The organism is Embleya scabrispora (assembly GCF_002024165.1).
GTDB lineage: Bacteria > Actinomycetota > Actinomycetes > Streptomycetales > Streptomycetaceae > Embleya > Embleya scabrispora_A.
Genome location: NZ_MWQN01000001.1, coordinates 3,903,269 through 3,921,220, shown reverse-complemented (window position 1 = coordinate 3,921,220; position 17,952 = coordinate 3,903,269). Strand labels below are relative to the sequence as shown.

At 71.9% G+C, this 17,952-nt stretch carries 12 protein-coding genes; 8 read left to right on the top strand and 4 right to left on the bottom strand.

The features are described 5' to 3' along the window. Positions 1-269: 269 nt before the first annotated feature. The 3 genes from B4N89_RS17360 (at position 270) to B4N89_RS17350 (ending at position 3,029) form a co-directional block, all read left to right on the top strand. Positions 270-671, top strand: coding sequence for a MarR family winged helix-turn-helix transcriptional regulator (locus B4N89_RS17360; protein WP_235618661.1), 402 nt, complete (start codon positions 270-272; stop codon positions 669-671). Positions 672-719: 48 nt separating this feature from the next. After that, the gene (locus B4N89_RS17355) at positions 720-2,147 is read left to right on the top strand and encodes an MFS transporter (protein WP_414646373.1); all 1,428 of its coding nucleotides are present in this window, start codon (positions 720-722) and stop codon (positions 2,145-2,147) included. A gap of 108 nt (positions 2,148-2,255) precedes the next feature. Next, entirely contained in the window at positions 2,256-3,029 is a 774-nt protein-coding gene (locus B4N89_RS17350) for a maleylpyruvate isomerase family mycothiol-dependent enzyme (RefSeq protein WP_078976732.1), read from the top strand. Between the two features lie 246 nt (positions 3,030-3,275). On the opposite strand, the gene B4N89_RS17345 is transcribed toward B4N89_RS17350, so the two are convergent. Continuing rightward, entirely contained in the window at positions 3,276-4,022 is a 747-nt protein-coding gene (locus B4N89_RS17345) for a 3-keto-5-aminohexanoate cleavage protein (protein ID WP_078976731.1), read from the bottom strand. Positions 4,023-4,177: 155 nt separating this feature from the next. Between B4N89_RS17345 and B4N89_RS17340 the strand changes: the two genes are divergently transcribed. Continuing rightward, entirely contained in the window at positions 4,178-5,227 is a 1,050-nt protein-coding gene (locus B4N89_RS17340; protein ID WP_101897105.1) for a hypothetical protein, read from the top strand. Positions 5,228-5,342: 115 nt separating this feature from the next. On the opposite strand, the gene serC is transcribed toward B4N89_RS17340, so the two are convergent. Beyond that, a complete protein-coding gene (gene serC / locus B4N89_RS17335) occupies positions 5,343-6,461 on the bottom strand; it encodes a phosphoserine transaminase (RefSeq protein ID WP_078976730.1) in 1,119 nt (372 codons plus the stop codon). A 181-nt stretch (positions 6,462-6,642) separates the two neighbouring features. Here serC and B4N89_RS17330 point away from each other — a divergent pair, with 181 nt between their 5' ends. Both B4N89_RS17330 and B4N89_RS17325 read left to right on the top strand, forming a co-directional pair. Further along, positions 6,643-9,486 carry an FAD-binding and (Fe-S)-binding domain-containing protein gene (locus tag B4N89_RS17330; RefSeq protein ID WP_414646372.1) on the top strand — a complete coding sequence of 948 codons (2,844 nt, stop codon included), beginning with the start codon at positions 6,643-6,645 and terminating at the stop codon, positions 9,484-9,486. 1,348 nt (positions 9,487-10,834) lie between these two features. Next, on the top strand, positions 10,835-11,260 hold the full coding sequence (locus B4N89_RS17325; protein WP_235618659.1) for a hypothetical protein: 426 nt from the start codon (positions 10,835-10,837) through the stop codon (positions 11,258-11,260). Between the two features lie 268 nt (positions 11,261-11,528). On the opposite strand, the gene B4N89_RS17320 is transcribed toward B4N89_RS17325, so the two are convergent. Beyond that, positions 11,529-12,182: an ATP-binding protein gene (locus tag B4N89_RS17320; protein ID WP_161500743.1), complete on the bottom strand. Its 654-nt coding sequence runs from the start codon at positions 12,180-12,182 to the stop codon at positions 11,529-11,531. Between the two features lie 124 nt (positions 12,183-12,306). On the opposite strand from B4N89_RS17320, the gene B4N89_RS17315 reads away from it, so the two are divergent. Then, positions 12,307-13,641 carry a helix-turn-helix domain-containing protein gene (locus tag B4N89_RS17315; RefSeq protein ID WP_161500742.1) on the top strand — a complete coding sequence of 445 codons (1,335 nt, stop codon included), beginning with the start codon at positions 12,307-12,309 and terminating at the stop codon, positions 13,639-13,641. 14 nt (positions 13,642-13,655) lie between these two features. Next, on the top strand, positions 13,656-14,369 hold the full coding sequence (locus B4N89_RS17310) for a creatininase family protein (RefSeq protein WP_078976726.1): 714 nt from the start codon (positions 13,656-13,658) through the stop codon (positions 14,367-14,369). Between the two features lie 323 nt (positions 14,370-14,692). Here B4N89_RS17310 and B4N89_RS17305 read toward each other — a convergent pair whose 3' ends face one another. After that, entirely contained in the window at positions 14,693-17,818 is a 3,126-nt protein-coding gene (locus B4N89_RS17305) for a sacsin N-terminal ATP-binding-like domain-containing protein (RefSeq protein ID WP_078976725.1), read from the bottom strand. Positions 17,819-17,952: the final 134 nt, after the last annotated feature.

Sequence of the window (17,952 nt, the reverse complement as noted above, 5' to 3'; positions counted from 1 at the left end):
CGCTCGCCCGGGGTCCACATCACGCCTACGTCGGCCACGCGCTCTGCCTCGTGCCCCGCGCCCCCGCCCCCGCCCCCGCCCACCTGCGCTCGCTTCGGTCGGGCGCGTTTCGGTTGCCTCGGTTTTGTCCCCTCCAGGTGGGTTCGTTCCGTCGCTGCGGCGGGCGTTCCGGGGTGCCGGAATATCCCCGGTGGGGAAAGCATTGGAAGTTAGCGAGAGTAAAGAGTTAAGCTAAAAACGTGTCCCCGTCCGAACCCGACCGTGCCACGGTGGCAGCCCTCCGTGCCTCGGTGCTGAAACTCTCTCGTCGCCTGCGCAACCAGCGGGCCGACGAGACGCTGAGCCCCACACAGCTCTCGGTGTTGACCGTGCTCGTCGTGCGCGGCGCCATGACTCCGGGCGAACTCGCCCGGCAGGAGAAGGTGCAGCCGCCGTCGATGACCCGGGTGATCGCCGGCCTGGAGGAGCGCGGCCTGGTCCGGCGCGAGCCGCACCCCGACGACCGCAGGCAGGTCGTGGTCTCCGCGACCGAGCCCGCCGCCGCCGTGGTGGAGGAGAACCGCCGACTGGGCAACGCCTGGCTGGCGGAACACCTGGCGCGGCTCACGCCGGAGGAGAACGAGGCGTTGCGCGCGGCCCTGCCGGTGCTGGAGAAACTGGCGCAGGCGTAGCAGGCGCGCGGCGCGCCCCGCGTCGCGGTCGGTTCGGTTCAGGGACGGATGCACATCCGGCCTCGGCCGATCCGTACGACGAAGGGGGAGCCCGTGGCGGCGACAGCCGGCACTTTCTCATCACTACGAAACCGCAACTTCAGACTGTTCGCCGCCGGCCAGACCGTGTCGAACACCGGCACGTGGATGCAGCGCATCGCGCAGGACTGGCTGGTGTTGCAGCTCACCGGCAGTACCACCGCGCTGGGCGTGACCACGGGCCTGCAGTTCCTGCCCATGCTGCTGTTCGGCCTGTGGGGCGGGGTGATCGCGGATCGCTACCGCAAGCGTGTGTTGCTGATCGGTACGCAGACCGTGATGGGCCTGCTCGCCGCCGTGATGGCCGTCCTGGTGCTGAGCGGCGCGGTCGAGGTCTGGCACGTATGGCTGCTCGCCTTCGGTCTGGGCCTGGCCACCGCCGTGGACAACCCGGCCCGGCAGTCCTTCGTGATCGAGATGGTCGGGCGCAAGGACTTGGCCAACGCGGTCAGCCTGAACTCGGCCAACTTCCAGCTCGCCCGCATCGTCGGCCCCGCCGTCGGCGGTCTGCTGATCACCGCGATCGGCACCGGCTGGGTCTTCGCGCTCAACGCGGTGTCCTACATCGCGGTCCTGCTCGGCCTGCTGGCCATGCGCGAGGCGGAACTGCGCACGATGCCGGTGGTGCCGCGCGAGAAGGGCCAGTTGCGGGAGGGGCTGCGCTATGTGCGCGGGCGGCCCGATCTGCTGGTGGCGATCGCCCTGGTCGGGTTCATCGGCACCTTCGGCTTCAACTTCGCGGTGACCCTCGCGGGGTTCTCCAACAACGTCTTCCACGCCGGGCCCGGTTCGTTCGGGCTGCTCAACACGGTGTTCGCGGTCGGCTCGCTGGCGGGCGCGCTGCTCGCGGCCAAGCGCGGGCGCACCCGGCTGCGGGTACTGGTCGGCGCGGCCATCGTGTTCGGCCTGCTGGAGACGGCCGCCGCGTTCATGCCGGGCTACTGGAGCTTCGCGCTGCTGCTCGTACCGATCGGGATCGCCGGTCTGACGTTCAACACGGCGGCGAACTCCACCGTGCAGTTGGGCAGCGATCCGGCGATGCGCGGTCGGGTGATGGGCATCTACATGCTCGTCTTCATGGGCGGCACTCCGCTGGGCGGCCCGCTGATCGGCTGGCTCGCGGAGAGCTTCGGTCCGCGCGTCGGGTTGTTCGCGGGCGGGCTGATCTCGCTGATCGCCGCGCTCACGGTCGGTGCACTGCTGGCCCGGCACAGCGGGATCCGGCTGCGGCCGCGCGCGATGGTGCGCGCGTTGCGCCCGGCCGCCGCGACCGCTCCGACCACCGCGCCGGCCACCGCTCCGACCGCCGCCGCTTCTCCAACCGTTCCGACGACCCCCGCCGGCGCCGGCGTCACGGCGACACGGTCGGGGTTCGGCAATCCTGCGGTCAAGATCTGACACAGAGTCAGCACATCTGTGCGACACACCTTTTCTTGACACGGGATTCACGCTCTGGGGTGACGCAGGCCATCGACACGTCACCCGAACCGCTGGAATCCTTGACGAATGGACTACGTGCGGTTCCAGCACCTGTTCCAGGCGGAGGGCCTCCGCCTGGGCCAGGCGGCCGTCACGGACATGGACGCGCCGGTACCGTCCTGTCCCGGTTGGACGGTCGCCGACGTCGTACGACATTCCGTGCTCATGTACACCGACGCCACCGGGCAACTGCGCTCGGACGGTCGTCCGGAGGGCCGCCCACAGCCGGGCGACCCGAACGGCAAGGGGGATCTGCTCGACACCTACACCCGGGCGCACGCCGCGCTCGTGGCGGAAATGGCCAGGCGGGACCCGTGCGACCCGGTCGAGGCGGACCTGCCCGAGACCGCCGCCCCGGAGGTCCTGGAGAGCGACGGGCCCGGGCCGGGCACGGCCGGCTTCCTGGTCCGCCGAATGGCGCGCGAGGCGGCGGTACACCGGGCCGACATCGAGATGGCGGTCGGCACTCCGGGACCGCTGGACGCCCAGCAGGCCCTGGACGGCATCGACGAGGTGCTGGGCGTACTGCTCCCGGCGCACTACGACGGGGGCGCACGCGACGGCGCGAGCGGGCGCACCATCGGCGTACACAGCAACCGGCACCACTGGCGGCTGACCATGCGGCGCGGTGGCGTCAGCATCTCCCGCGAGCCGGGCTTCTCCGACGCGGCGGTGACGGGCGAGCCCGCCGAACTGCTGCTCTACCTGTGGGGCCGGCGGCCCGGCACGGTCGTCTCGCGAACCGGCGACCGCACCGTGCTCGCGGCCTTCCGTCGCCGCCTGGCCGCCTCCATGGTCTGACCCGACGACTCGGGGCGGGCCCGCGGACCCCGCGGCGCGAGCGGCCGACCGGAATTCGGCCGGGCGTTCGCGCCGCGTAGGCTCTGAGGCGTGAATCCCCGCACCCGAACCCGCGTCGTCACGGCCACTCTGGCCCTCCTGCTCATCGCCGTGATCATCGGCGCGTTGATGCGGTAGGGCGGGGCGTCGAGGGCTCGTGAGCCCCCGACCCGGCGAGGCCGGTCCGGCCGGCGCCGACACCTTTGGTCAGCGCGGGTTCCCCGCCGGGCGGGCCGCGTGGGCCCGGTCGGCGGCGATCCGTACCAGCGCCGCGTTGCCCGGGACCCGACGGCCGTCCGGGTCGAGCAGGGTGTCCTCCAGCCCGATCCGGGTGTCCAGACCGGCCGCGATCGCCGCGTCGAGCAGCGGCCACGCGGACGCGTCGGCGCCGTGCAGCAGACGCGGCACCGCGACCTCGTACCGATCCAGGACCGCCAGGATCCGCCCCGCCTCGTCCAGCGCGTCCCCCGGTTCGACGCCCTCGACCTCGATCAGGATCCGCGTGCACACCGCGGCCAACTCCCGCTCGACCAGCAACTCCGCGTCGGCCTCCGTCCACACCCCCGCCTCGACCCCGACCCCCAGGTGCGCCAGCGTGTACGCGAGTTCGACCGAGCCCTCCTCGGCCAGATTGACCGAGGCCAGGTCGGGCAGCACCGTCCAGGAGCGCACCGAGGCCAGCCGGGCGGCCGCGTCCGCCTCGATCCACGCACCGGTGCTCACCCCGATCGGCACACCGGGCGCCGCGCCCCGGATCGCCCGGACCACCGAGGTCAGCACGTCCGGCGCCAGACTCTCGCGGCCCCGGCGATCCCGCGGATGCACATGCACGATGGACGCCCCCGCGGCCACCGCGGCCCGACTGTCCGCGGCGATCTGCGCCGGGGTCAGCGGTAGCGCCGGGTGCTCCTCGGGGCGCCGCGTTCCGTTCAGACAGGCCTTGATCAGTGTCATGGAAGACTCCCGATGCCGACGCCCACGAGCCCCCATCCCATCCCCGATCCACGGCAACCGCAATGGATTCGGCCGAGCTGTCGCAAATTGACCGGAGGAGTCGAACGGGAGCCCGGACCGGGCCGGCAGGCTGGACCCATGACACGGCGGTACGCGTGAAGCGCGTGATACGAGGCCGGCTGCGCGTCCTGGGCGCGCTCCCGGCGGCCCTGGCCCTGGTGGTCGCGCTGCCCGCGGCGGCGACGGCCGATTCCGATGTGGCGTTCACCATCAAGGACGAGCGCATCGGCGAATCCAGCGGCCTGGTGGCCAGCGCGCAACATCCCGACGTCTACTGGACGCACAACGACAGCGGGGACTCGCCCAGGATCTACGCGATCGGCAAGGACGGCGCCACCAAGGCGACCATCACGCTGTCGGGCGTGGACGCGCGGGACTGGGAAGCGATCACGGTCGGCAAGGACGACGCGGGCAAGCCGGCGGTGTTCGTCGGCGACATCGGCGACAACTTCCACGGCAAGTGGCCCGAGGTGTGGATCTACCGCTTCGCCGAACCCGCGACACTGGCCGACGCGACGGTCAAGCCGACCAAGTTCCGGGTGAAGTACGACAACGGGCCGCGCGACGCCGAGGCGATGCTGATGGACCCGAGGACGAACAAGCTCTACATCGCCAGCAAGGAGTCCGACGGCGGGCTCTACGAGCAGCCGGAGCAGTTGTCCGCCACCGGGATCAACACGTTCCGGCGGATCGCCGCCGGCGACTCGACGGTGACCGACGGCGCGTTCGCCCCCGACGGGTCGCGGTTCGTGCTGCGCGGCTACTTCTCCGCCACCGTGTTCTCCGCGCCGGGCAAGCAGGTGGGTCCGGTCAGCGTGCCGCTCCAGCGCCAGGGCGAGTCGGTGGCGTGGAGCGCGGACGGCCGGACGCTGCTGTTCGGCAGCGAGGGCAAGGGCAGCCAGGTGCGCCGGGTCGAGCTCAAGGGCGACAACCGACCCGACTCGGTACGCAACGCCCCGGGCGGCGGGGCGAAGTCGGACGCGAAGTCGGACGAGGCGGGCAGTACGGGCGGCAGTGCCGAAGGCGACGGCGATTCCGCCGCCGACAAGACCAAGACGTACGGGCCGGGGCTCGTCGCGGTGGCGGGTCTGGTGCTGCTGTTCTTCGCGTATCGCCGACTCGGTCGGCGGCGGAACCGGGACTGAGCGCCGAACGGCCGCCGCCTCGGACTCCCGTCGGGGCGTCGGAGGCGGCGGCCGTTCACGCGCCGTCGGTGTGGATCGGAGCTGCTTGATCCGAGTCAGCGCTGCTTGATCCGAGTCAAAGCTGCTCGATCACGAAGTCGACGCACGCGGTCAGCGCCTCGACGTCGGCCGGCTCGACCGCCGGGAACATCGCCACGCGCAGCTGGTTGCGGCCCAGCTTGCGGTAGGGCTCGGTGTCCACGATGCCGTTGGCGCGCAGCACCTTGGCCACCGCGGCGGCGTCGACCGAGTCGGCGAAGTCGATCGTGCCGACGACCTGCGAGCGTGCCGCGGGGTCGGCCACGAACGGGCTCGCGTACGCGGACTTCTCGGCCCACGCGTACAGCCGGCCCGAGGAGTCGGCGGTGCGCGCGACGGCCCAGTCCAGGCCGCCCTGCCCGTTGATCCAGTCGAGCTGGTCGGCGAGCAGGAACAGGGTGGTCAGCGCCGGCGTGTTGTAGGTCTGGTCCTTGACCGAGTTGTCGATCGCGGTGGCCAGGTCGAAGAACGGCGGGATGTAGCGGTCGGAGGCGGCGATCCGGCCGGCCCGCTCCAGCGCGGCCGGCGAGAACGCGGCCAGCCACAGACCGCCGTCGGCGGCGAAGTTCTTCTGCGGCGCGAAGTAGTACACGTCGGTCTCGGCCGCGTCCACGGGCAGCCCGCCCGCGGCCGAGGTCGCGTCGACCAGGACCAGCGAACCCGCGTCGGCGCCGGCCGGCCGGGCGATCGGCATGGCGACGCCGGTCGAGGTCTCATTGTGGGTCAGGGCGTAAACGTCGACGCCCGCCTCGGCTTGCGGCAGCGGGTGGGTGCCCGGCTCGGACTTGATCACGGTGGGCTCGTCCAGCCACGGCGCGGCCTTGACCGATCCGGCGAACTTCGAGGAGAACTCGCCGAACGACAGGTGCTGCGACTTGCGGTCGACGAGGCCGAACGCGGCGATGTCCCAGAAGGCGGTGGCACCGCCGTTGCCCAGGATCACCTCGTAGCCCTCGGGGAGGGAGAACAGGCTGCCGACACCTTCGCGGACCCGGCGGACCAGGTTCTTCACCGGCGCCTGCCGGTGGGAGGTGCCCAGGAGGGAGGTACCGGTCGCCGCGAGGGCGGCGAGCGCCTCCGGACGTACCTTGGACGGGCCCGAACCGAACCGGCCGTCGGCGGGCATGAGCGCTGCGGGAATCTGGATCTCGGCCACGCCAAGAGCGTAGTCGTGTCCGTTTCGTGGGTGATCTGTATTCCGCACAATGAGACGAATGTGGCCGACATTCGGCCGGCTGCGGTCTCGACGGGTGGACGGTGGGGGTGCGGCATGCCTTTTCATCGGGCGTCGGGCGTCCGGCGTCCGGGCCGGGGTCGGTTCGGGCGAGGATGGCGGGGTGACGACACAGCTCGGGGATCTCGAAGAGGCGTTGCGGGCGCGGGTGCGCGGGGAGGTCCGGTTCGACGCGCAGACCCGGGCGCTGTACTCGATGGACGCCTCCAACCACCGCCACGTGCCGCCGGGGGCGGTCTTCCCGCTGGACGCGGACGACGTGGTCGCCGCGCTGGCGGTGTGCCACGAACTCGGCGCGCCGGTGACGGTGCGCGGCGGCGGCACCAGCATCGCCGGCCAGGCCACGGGCAATGGCGTGGTGCTCGACCTCGCGCGGCACCTGAACCGGATCCACGCCATCGACCCGACGACCCGGATCGCGCATGTCGAGCCCGGCGTGGTGCTGGACGACCTGCGCCGCGCGGCGGGCCGACACGGGCTGACCTTCGGCCCGGACCCCTCCACGCACAGCCGCTGCACGCTCGGCGGCATGATCGGCAACGACGCGTGCGGGTCGCACTCGGTCGCGTGGGGCCGGACGAGCGCCAATGTGGAATGGCTGGACATCGCGACGGTGGACGGCACCCGGATGCGCGTCGGGCGGGGCGAGCCGGTGCCCACCACGGGGCGGGCGGGCGAGATCCACGCGGCTGCGTTCGCGCTGGCCGACGCCAACCTGGCGCTGATCCGGCGGGGCTTCTCGGCCCTGCCGCGACGGGTCTCCGGCTACCCGCTGGATCGGCTGCTGCCAGAGCACGGGCGCGACCTGGCGCGGGCGCTGGTCGGTACGGAGGGGACCTGCGCGGTCGTGCTCGGGGCGGGCGTGCGCCTGGTCGAGGCGCCGAAGGCCCGTGTGTTGGCGGTGCTCGGCTATGCCGACGACTTCGCGGCGGCCGACGCGGCCCCGACGCTGCTGCGGTACGGGCCGTTGACGGTGGAGAGCCTGAGCGCTGGTCTGGTCGCGTTGGCGTCCTCCGCACGTGGGGTGGAACTGCCGCCGGGTGCGGCCTGGTTGTTCGTCGAGGTGGGCGGGGACACGGTTGCCGAGGCGGCCGGGAGGGCACGTGAGTTGGCCGGCGGCGGGCCGTCGCTGGTGGTCACCGATCCGGCCGGGCAGCGGGCGCTGTGGCGGATCCGGGAGGAGGCGTCGGGCACCGCGACCCGGATGGCGGACGGCTCCGAGGCGTGGCCGGGCTGGGAGGACACGGCCGTGCCGCCGGAGCGACTGGGCGCGTACCTGCGGGCGTTGGCCGAGCTGATGGGTCGTCACGGGCTGCGAGGGCTGCCGTACGGGCACTTCGGTGAGGGCTGTGTCCACATCCGGATCGACTTCGACCTGCTCACCACGCGCGGGGTGGCCGCATATCGGGCCTTCGCCGGCGACCTGGCCGATCTGGTGGTCGCGCACGGGGGGTCGTTGTCCGGGGAGCACGGGGACGGGCAGGCCCGGGCCGAGTTCCTGCCCCGGATGTACGGGCCGGAGATCGTCGAACTGTTCGGCCGGTTCAAGGCGATCTGGGATCCGGCGGGGCTGTTGAATCCGGGCGTCCTGGTTCGTCCACACCCTGTGGACGGCGATCTGCGGTTCACCGGGATGCGTACTCCGGTGTCGGTGGAGTTCGGCTATCCGGCCGACGGCGGCGACTTCGCGGCGGCGGTGCGGCGGTGTGTGGGCGTGGGCAAGTGCCGCGAGTCGGCGGGGAACGCGTCGGGCGGGGTGATGTGTCCGTCGTTCCGGGTCACCGGCGAGGAGGCGCATTCGACGCGCGGCCGGGCCCGGTTGTTGCACGAGATGCTGATCGGTGACGTGATCACCGACGGGTGGCGGTCCACCGAGGTGCGCGACGCGCTCGACCTGTGCCTGTCCTGCAAGGGCTGCCGCAGTGACTGTCCGGTGGATGTGGACATGGCCACGTACAAGGCCGAGTTCCTGCACCACCACTATCGGGGCCGGGTGCGGCCGGCGGCGCACTACGCGCTGGGCAACCTGCCGCTGTGGGCGCGGGCGGTGGGGGCGGTGCCGGGGCTCGCGGGCGCGGTGAACGCGGCGACGGGGGTGGCGGTGGTGCGGCGGGCGGCGTTGGGGGCGGCCGGGCTGGATCGGAGCCGGGAGATTCCGCCGTTCGCCGCCGTGCCGTTCACCCGGTGGTGGCGCGATCGGCCGCAAGTGGTGGGGAGTTCGCGGCCTCGGGTGGTGTTGTGGCCGGACACGTTCACCAACCGCTTCCGGCCTTCGGTGGGGCGCGCGGCGGTCGAGGTGCTGGAGGCCGCGGGGTTGGAGGTGGTGGTGCCGCCGGGGTCGGTGTGCTGCGGGCTGACGTGGGTGTCGACGGGGCAACTGGGCGTGGCGAGGCGGGTGATGCGTCGGACGATGCGGATCCTGCGGCCGGCGCTGGACGCCGGGCTGCCGATCGTCGGCCTGGAACCGTCCTGCGCGGCGGCGTTGCGCACGGATGTGCCGGAACTGCTCGGCGCGGAGGCGGCGGGGTTGGCCGAGTCGGTGCGGACCTTCGCCCAGGCGCTGGAGGAGTACGCCCCGAACTGGTCGCCGCCGGCCGTGAACCGCGAGGTGACGGGCCAACTCCACTGCCACCAGCACGCGGTACTCGGCGACGCCGCCGACCGCCGCCTACGCGCCCGAGCCGGCCTGACCGGCGACCTGGCGGGCGGCTGCTGCGGCCTGGCCGGCAACTTCGGCTACGAGGCGGCGCACGGCGACCTGTCGAGGGCGGTGGCAGCCGACCGCCTCTTGCCGGCACTGTCGGCGGCCGCCCCGGACGCCATCACCCTGGCCGACGGCTTCAGCTGCCACACCCAAATCACGCACGTAAGCGCCCGCCACCCCCGCCACATGGCGGAGCTTCTGGCGGAGGCCCTGCACACGGGCGACGGGGCGCGGGGGGTTTGACGCGATCCGGGCGGGTGGGGTGAGGCTCGGCGCCGACGCGCGTCATGGGCCGGGGCCGGCTCGAGTCCGCCGGGGTGCTTTCCGGGGCGGGCGGGTTGGGGTCGGTCGTAGTCGCCGGGTGGGCCGCCGCCGGCGTGCGGGGCTCGGGGACCTGGGGCTTTCGGCGAGGCGGGTGTGTTGATCGCGGAAAAGCGGCCAACGGCGGCGGCCCGGGAGGGGGCTCGGGTCGGGTCTGCCGGGCTTGCGTTCCCGAGCGGGCCGGGTAGTCCTCGGCGGGCGTTGCGCCTTGGGCTGCGGGTGGCCGGTCCCGGGCCGGTCCGAGTCGGAGATGGGTGGGGTTTTCGGCGAGGCGGGTGTGTTGGTCGGAGAAAAGCGGCTGGCAACGGCGGGGAGGGTTGGGGGCTCGGGTCGGGTCTGCCGGGGGCCTTCCCGAGTGGGTTGGTGGCCGGCTGTTTTCGGGCTTTGGTGGGTGACGGAGGTTCACGAAACCGGATCCCGTGGGGTGCCGCAGCCGTCGCGCGAGAGAAAACCGCAGGTCAGTGCAAGAGGTCGCCTTTTCGAGCGGCTCGGGATCCGGTTTCGACGCCCACGGGGCGGCTTCGGTCTCCTCGGCGGTCTCCCTCTGAGTTCGCAGCACGCAAGGCCGACGCCCGCTGTGTAGTTCCGAGCTCCACAGCGGTCTTGGGGAGTTGGAGCGCACGAAACCGGCGCTCGACGCCCGACTTTCCACCCTGACCACGTAAAACCGCAGGTCACCGAAGCTCGAAAGCCAGAACCACCCACCGAGATCCGGTTCCGACCCCAACTCCCGCCCAACCCCCGCTACGCGTGAGCCGCTGACCGGTGACTTGGCGGGCGGCTGCTGCGGCCTGACGGGCGACTTTGGCTACGAGACGGCGCACGGACCTGTCGGGGGCAGTGGCGGCCAGCCCGCCTCCTCCCGGCGCTTTTGGCGGCCGTCCCTAACGCCATCACACTGGCCGACGGTTACAGCTGCCGGCCCAGATACCGCGTGGGCAACCGCCGCCCACAATGCCTGGCCGGGCTCTTGGCGGAGGTTCTGCACTCGAGCGACGGGGCGTGAGGCCAAGCCTGAGACGGCGCGGCCGGGCAGCGGGTCCAGCGGCGGGATGCAACCCGGCAGCAGGGCGCTTGCGGGCGGCGCTTGAGGCTGTGCGGTCGCGCGGGAGTCGGGCATGAGGCGAGGGGTGAGAGGGTCGGGGCTTGCGGCTGTGCGGTTGGGTGGCGGGGCGCGGTCGAGCGGCGGGGTGCGAGGGGTGACGGGGCGATGTGGGAGCGGCTGTGACTGGGCGTGCCGTTCGCCTCGTTCTTGTCGAAGGGTGGGGTTGTGCAGCAGGTGGTCTTGGCGTCGATCAGGTATTTCGCCGTGTGCCGGGACTGTGCGGCGCAGGCGGAGTGGTGGGGCGTCCAGGCGTTGGTGGGCGATGAGCTGCGGTGGGATGTCGAATGCCTGTGCGCGACGTGCGGGTTCGCGGTGGCGATCTGCGATGGCGACTTGCCCGCCCACCTGCGGAATCGGCTGCTCGCCGAACACGGGCACGCAACGTTGCGGGTGGCCCCACCCGTGCAGGGGGCCAAGGTCATGCGCGTGCTGCGCGCCGAACTGGGCCTCGACCTCACGGATGTCCGAGCCGCCTTGGAGCGGGCGCTGACCGGCACCCACTCGGGCACGCTCCCCGAGGTCGAGCACTTGGCCCGCCGACTCCGAGCATCGGGAATCGACGCAACCGCCGAACCGCCCACCGTTGCCTGACCCGGACACCCATGACGAAGTGGTCGCAGACGACGCGGGATTACGTGCTGCCGCGTTTCTCCGCCCGATGGAGCCGCCACCACCCATCGTGATCCCACTCCCGCGCGGCCCGCACAAGCCGAGCTCGCCGGGCGGCCCGGGCACGCAGTTCGGCGACTGTGACGTCCTCGCCGGTGCCATTCGTCACGGATCGCGTCGCGGCGGCATCAATCGGGTCGCTTGTCGTCGCATCCATCGCGATCTCCTTCCCGATTCGCATCAGCGGCCGTCAGCGGTTGCCGGTCATCGTGAACGGCCGTGCCAGGCCGCGTGGTTCGAGGTCGAACCGGCACCACACCGTCTTGCCGCCGGTGCCCACCGGGGACCACGACACCAGATCCGACACCGCCTCCACCATCCGCAACCCCCGCAACGACCCACCGATCCGCTCCGGAGCCGCCGCCGACGGCTCCAACACCCACCGCCCCGGCACCACCGGCGGCCGAGGATCGCCATCCCGAACCTCGATCGCCACAGCCCGCCTCGGCCAAAACGACAACCGCACCGTGAACGACCGCCGCACCCACCCGGCCTGATGGTCCGGCATCCCCGCGTGCACGATCGCGTTGGTCGCGAGTTCCGACGCACACAACATCGCATCGTCGGTCAACTCCAACAGATTCCAATCCGCCAAAGCCGCCCACGTCAACGCCCGCACCTCCCGCACCGCCTCCGGATGCGCCTCCCACACCCGCTGCCGCACCCACACCGGCACCCACCCCGGCCCCCGAAGCACCGCCCCCAACCACCGCTCCCCAGGACTCAACAACCCCTCCGCCTCCGACCACGCCTGCTCCGGAGCGACATCCTGTTCGGCCTTCTGCGACGGATCCCGCTTGATTACGTGCCGCAGGCCCGCCCGCCCCGTTCGTGTTCTCGTCATGTCGTGAGGATCGGCATTCCGAGTCATGGCGAGAAGACCCGATGGATTACCCCAACGGGGTAAACTCACGGGGAGTTCGCGGGTAAGTGCGCCAGGTGATCGAGGTCGAGACGGAGAAGCCGCCATGGTTTCGCGCTTTCAACCGCCCGCAGTACCAAGCCACTTGCCGCGCCATCCCGAGTTCATGCGGGCTTGTGAGCAACGTGATTTCCAGGCGGTCTTCAAGCTGATCAAGAGCAAGGCGGGCATCCATCCGTCCCAGATCGCTCGCGCGTGCGATCTCACGCCAGGACGAGTGGGTGACGTATTGGCGGGGCGTCGCGGGATTACCGCGATGGACGTCATCGAGCGCATCGCGGACGGACTCCGCATCCCGGGGGAGTTGTTCGGCCTCGCCACGCGGCCGTGGGAACGGCCTGCGGAAGCGACAACAGTCGGGGTGACGCATGAACGGAAACCGGTCGGGTCCGGGCTGCCATCTCCCGATTTCTCGGAGGCGCACGCGTTGTGGGGCGGTTCCGAGGACGGCGCGAGTATCGATGCGGTGCTTCTCGCGGAGCAGATTCGTGCCGCCCTTCCCAGCCAGTACCAGGCAGCGAACCTGATGGGGGCACGTCACGTACTCGACACGACCGCCCGTAACGCCCGACGCATCGAGCGCATGCAATACGAGGTCTGCGGGGCGGAATCAAAGGAGTTGCTCGGCGTGGGTGCCAGAGTCGCCGAGTTTCTGGGCTGGCTCCATCAGGATCTCGGGAATCTTCAGGCGGCGACATACTGGTCGGATCGGGCGATGGAATGGTCCCAACAGATCGGCGACGACCTGATGGTCGCCTACGTGCTCTTTCGCAAGAGCAACCAGGCAACCTCGCGCCGCAATGGCAACCAGGCAGTCGGATTCGCCCGTGCGGCCCAGCGGCAGCCGGAGCTGACGCGGACCGTTCGGGCGTTGGCGGCGCAACAGGAGGCCCAGGGCCACGCGCTCCTGGGCAACGTGAAGTTCGCTCTGATCAAGTTCGACGAGGCGCACGAGTTGGCAGCCGTCCCCGACACATTCGACTCCGGTGCGACGCTCGATACGTCGTATTGCACGCCTACATACATCGAGATACAGCGTGCCAACTGCCTGATCGACATGGGCAGGCCGCAGCACGCAGCAGCCTTGTTCGAGGCAGAACTCGCGGTGTTGCCGAGGTCGTATCGCAACGACCAAGCCGTCTACCTCTCGCGCCTGGCCAGGGCATACGCGGTCGGTGGCGAGCCGGAATCCGGGCTCGCCCCCGCCACCAAGGCGCTTTTCATCACGTGCGATACGGAGTCCGTCCGGGCCCTCACCGAGTTGGCTGCGGTTGCCAAGAGCTTGACGACGTGCCCGAACTCGCCGACCATCGCCGTCTTTCGTGAGCGATTTCGACAGGTAAGTGACCTGATCACATCTCGCCCGGACGCAATTCGATGAGCCAAGCTGAGCTTATGGATGCCTTGATCACCAACGCCACCACAGCGGACGTGCGGGCTGCAAAGCCGCGTGTGGCCGTCCTTCCCGTCGGGAGCTTCGAGCAACACGGTGACCACCTGCCGTTGACCACGGACACGGTGATCGCGTGCCTCATCGCCCGTCGAATCGCCGACGACCACGGCCTATTTCTCCTGCCGCCGATCACAATCTCGTGCAGTCACGAGCACGCTTCGATGGCCGGCACGGTCAGCATCAGTGCGACAACTCTGTACGCGGTGGTCAGCGATGTCTGGCGCAGCCTTCAGGCGTCAGGTATCGGTGGTCTGTTGGTCGTGAACGGACACGGCGGCAACTACGTGTTGTCCAACGTGGTCCAGGAGGCCAACGTAACGGGTTCTCGCGTCGCGCTGTTTCCGGCCCGCGAGGACTGGCAACGCGCCCGCGAGGAAGCTGAGTTGGAGAGCGATGGCGCCGAGGACATGCACGGCGGGGAATTGGAGGTTTCCCTGCTCCTGCACGGCGCTCCCGACCTTGTCCGAGACGGCATCGGGGACACTGACCACTCGGCTGTCGATCGCCCGTTCCTGTTGACCCTCGGCATGGCCGGCTACACCCGGAACGGCATCATCGGACACCCTTCGCTGGCCACCGCCGGCAAGGGAAAGGCGATCATGGCGAGCCTCTCCGATTCCGCACGGGCTCACTTGGAGATCCTGGCAGGCGGCTGAGCCGGCGGGCGGACACAGGCCACGGCATACGGACTCCATCGCGTTCCGGGCCGGTGATTCGCCTGGAGCGGCGTGGTCCCGGCCCCGCGGTGTGAGGGTGGTCGGACCAGGTCGACCCGGTTCGTGTTGGTGCTGCTGAGGATTGTGGCGACCTTTTCGCTCTGGGCCAGGTGTACGCGCCTGTGGCGAAGGGCGGCCGGCGCGATGGTGGTGGCGTGTTCTACGACGATGCGCGGGTCGTGCCGTCGGGGCGGCCGTAGGTCTGGGCGATCCGCGATCCGGATGGGGCGGCTTGTGGTGGAGCCGCCCCGTCCCCTGCGGGGTCAGACGCCGTCGAAGTCGCGTTCCGTGGCGAAGTGGGCGGCGTTTTCCGGGTGCGTGAGGAGTTGTTCGACCTCGAAGCGGCGGTGCCATTCGCCGGCGGCCCAGGCCAGGCCTCGGGCGACGCCCTCGAACGTGGTGGCGTGCACCTTGCCGTCGATGTAGCGCCAGTCCGCCTCCAGTTCGGTGCCGTCCGGGCCGGAGACGATCAGCTCCTCGTGTTCGACGTACTCCTTGGGCGCGTCGGGCATCGCCGCCAGCACGTCGTCCGGGACCTCGTGCACGGTGCCCTCGGAGAGCACCTTGCCGGGGATGGTCTCGGACAGCAGCGGTACGTCCAGCAGGTCCGCCAGCGCCTCCGCCCGGTCCGGGCGCACCGGCAGCACCACGTGCGTCGCGTCGTCCGCGACCAGCGCCGCCAGGTCCGGCGCGTCGCCCACCAGCGCGTCCGCGACGTCGGCCACGGTCATCCGGCCGCCGCAGACGCCGCGCAGCTCGGTCGGCGCGGACAGCCGCTCCGGGGTCACCTCGGCCAACGCGGTGTACAGCGCCCGCAACTGGTCCCGGGTCACCGCCCGATCCGGATCCGCCAGGCGCTCCAGGAGCTCGTCCGGGCCGTCCGGGTCGGCCAGCAGCGCCGGGAGCGTCGTACGCACGCCCAGGGCGGTCAGGAACACCGGATCCAGGCTCGCCCGGACCCGGTCGTAGAGGCCGTGCAGCAGCCGGTCCCCGTCCAGCGCGAGCAGCCCCGCCGGGCGGCGGCCGTCCAGCACCGGGTGCCCGCGCAGCCACCACGAGGTGTACGACGGCACCCGGGCCCGGCCGCCGTCCGGCAGCAGCACGTGCGCCGGCTCGGTCACCGCGTTCCGCAGCGGCGGGGCGGCCAGCACCTCCAGGGCCTCGTCCCACGCGTCGTCCGCGACCAGGTCCAGGTCACGCACCGCGGCGAACCCGGCCAGCACCGGCGGCACGCCCTGGTCCGGCAGGTGGTCGAGCACGTCGTCGAGCCAGTCGTCCTCGGCGTCCAAGTCGTGGTCGCAGCCGTCGTGGTCGAGGACCACGTCCTCTTCCCGGACCAGGCCGAACGTGCCGAGTACGCCGACCGCCTCCAACACGTCCTCGCCCCAGCGCTCGACCAGGTCCGGGTGCGCGACGCCGAGCGCGTCCGGCTCGACCACCGCGGCGATCCGGCTGCCGGGCAGCATCAGCTCGCCCGCCGGGACCGCGTCGCCGTCCACGTCCGGCAGCAGCAGCGCGGCCAGCCACGATTCGTCGCCGGCGGCGATCCGGGCGGCCCGGACCAGCTCCAGGACCGCGTCGGCGATGTCGTCGCCCTCCTCGCCCTCGGTGACCGCGGCCCGCACCGCCGGATCGGCCAGCACCGCGCGCGGCGTGGCCCGGATCGCGCCGAGCCGTTCCAGGAGCGGGTGCGTCGCGTCGGGGTGGGCCACCCGCAGCCGGAGCACGTCGAGCACCGCCGGGTCCGGGCTCTCCGGGCAGGGCAGCAGGACCCCCCTCGGCCCGCGCACGATCCGCCCGTCGGCCAGCGGCACCGGCAACGCCCCCAGCGCGTCCCGGGCCGCCGGGTCGAAGGCGTCGTACAGGTCCCGCCACCAGGCCGGCTCCCGCTCCATCCCCGCGAGCTGGTCGACCACCTCGGCCAGCGGCAACCGGCGCACCCCCAGCACCCGCAACGCGGCGCTGCGATCCAGGCCCGCCGGCAGCAGCCCGGCCACCACCGGGGCCAACGCCTCGACCAGTCGCGGGCCCGCCGTCTCGATCAACACCGCGTCGCGCGGGCGCAGCAGACCGCGGTCGCGCGCCGCGGTGCCCCGGTCGAGCAACAGCGCGTCCCGGTTGTCGGGTTCCGCCTCAACGACGGACGCGGCGGAGCCGGCGGACGCGGCCGAGGCATCCGAGGACCCGACCCCCGGCGCCGCGGCCGGCAAAAACGCGGTCTCCGCGAGCCGATCGAGCACCGCCCGGCGCAGCAGCCCGTCCAACTCCCCCTCGCCGGTCGGCCCCGGCACCAGGCTCAGCACGGCGGTGGTGGTCACCGGCCAGGTGCCGAGCAGCCCGGCGTAGGTCTCGGCGGCCCGTTCGATCAGGAAGTCGCGCAGCGGGCCGGGCGCGGTGTGCCGGCGCGTCGGGTCCAGCGGGAAGGACGCGACGAGCAGAGCGGCCAGGCCCAGCGGCTCGTCGGTGGGCGTGGGCGCGTGCACGACGGGCCGTACGCTCGGCCGGCGCGGATGGTCGGCGGCGTCCAGCGGCACCGCCCACAACACCGACCAGGCGGCCCGCCGGCGCTCCTCGGTGGGCCGGTCGGCGAGCAGCGCGGGCTCCAGCGCGCCGCCGTCCTCGGCGACGCGCCAGCGGGTCTGCACGCCGTTGTCGGTCACCACCAGGGCGCCGCCGTCGGTCCGGCAGGTCAGCGTCCGCACACCCTCCGGCGTCTCGATCACGATCTCGCCGAGCCGGCGCAGGGTGAGCAGCAGCGCGTCGTCGACCTCGGCGAGCAGCCGGGCGGCCAGGTCCACCGCGGCGCCGTCGCGCAGCGGCAGCACCACGCACGTGTCGTAGTCCTGCGGCGGGGTGCCCTCGGCCGGCATCGGCAGTCGCAGCACCGGCACGCCGCCGTCGCGCCGGGCCAGTTCGTCGGTCAGTCCGGGGTTGTCCCGGGCCTGTTCCGCGACCATGTCGCGGGCCTCGGGCAGGGACCAGCGCACCCCGCCGGTCCGGGAGAGCACGCACGGCTCGTCGGTGACCGCGAGCACCGCGGCGAAGCCGACCCCGAACCGGCCGACCGCCTCCGGCCCGTCGTCGCGCTTGGCCGAGGCGCGCAGCGTGGACAGCGCCTCGACGCCCGGCGCGTGCAGCGGGTCGCCGGTGTTGGCCGCGACCAGGACCCCGTCACGCAGGGTCAGCCGGAGGCGGCCCACCACGCCGGCCCGGGCGGCGGCGTCGGCGGCGTTCTGCGCGAGTTCGACCACCAGCCGATCGCGATAGCCGCCGAGGGCGAGTTCCTCCTCGGCGTTCGCGTCCTCCCGAAAACGTGCGGGCGACGCGCCCCACGCGTCCAGTACGGCTCGCCGAAGCGAAGCGGTGCCAAAGTGGTCGTCGATGCCCATGCCGTGCGCCGTCCCTCGATCGCGGATGTGGCCGGAACCCTATTGCGTTTCCGACGCCGCGGCCGCCCGGCGATCCCGGTCCGTGGACAGCCGCGCGAAACGGCGTGGGGACGATGCGGACAGGCAGTGGATCC

Excerpts from the sequence above, each read along its gene's own strand:
- B4N89_RS17355 (WP_414646373.1), top strand. The coding sequence starts at position 720 with ATGCACATCCGGCCTCGGCCGATCCGTACGACGAAGGGGGAGCCCGTG.
- B4N89_RS17350 (WP_078976732.1), top strand. The coding sequence starts at position 2,256 with ATGGACTACGTGCGGTTCCAGCACCTGTTCCAGGCGGAGGGCCTCCGC.
- B4N89_RS17345 (WP_078976731.1), bottom strand. The coding sequence starts at position 4,022 with ATGACACTGATCAAGGCCTGTCTGAACGGAACGCGGCGCCCCGAGGAG.
- B4N89_RS17320 (WP_161500743.1), bottom strand. The coding sequence starts at position 12,182 with ATGACGAGAACACGAACGGGGCGGGCGGGCCTGCGGCACGTAATCAAG.
- B4N89_RS17315 (WP_161500742.1), top strand. The coding sequence starts at position 12,307 with ATGGTTTCGCGCTTTCAACCGCCCGCAGTACCAAGCCACTTGCCGCGC.
- B4N89_RS17310 (WP_078976726.1), top strand. The coding sequence starts at position 13,656 with ATGGATGCCTTGATCACCAACGCCACCACAGCGGACGTGCGGGCTGCA.
- B4N89_RS17305 (WP_078976725.1), bottom strand. The coding sequence starts at position 17,818 with ATGGGCATCGACGACCACTTTGGCACCGCTTCGCTTCGGCGAGCCGTA.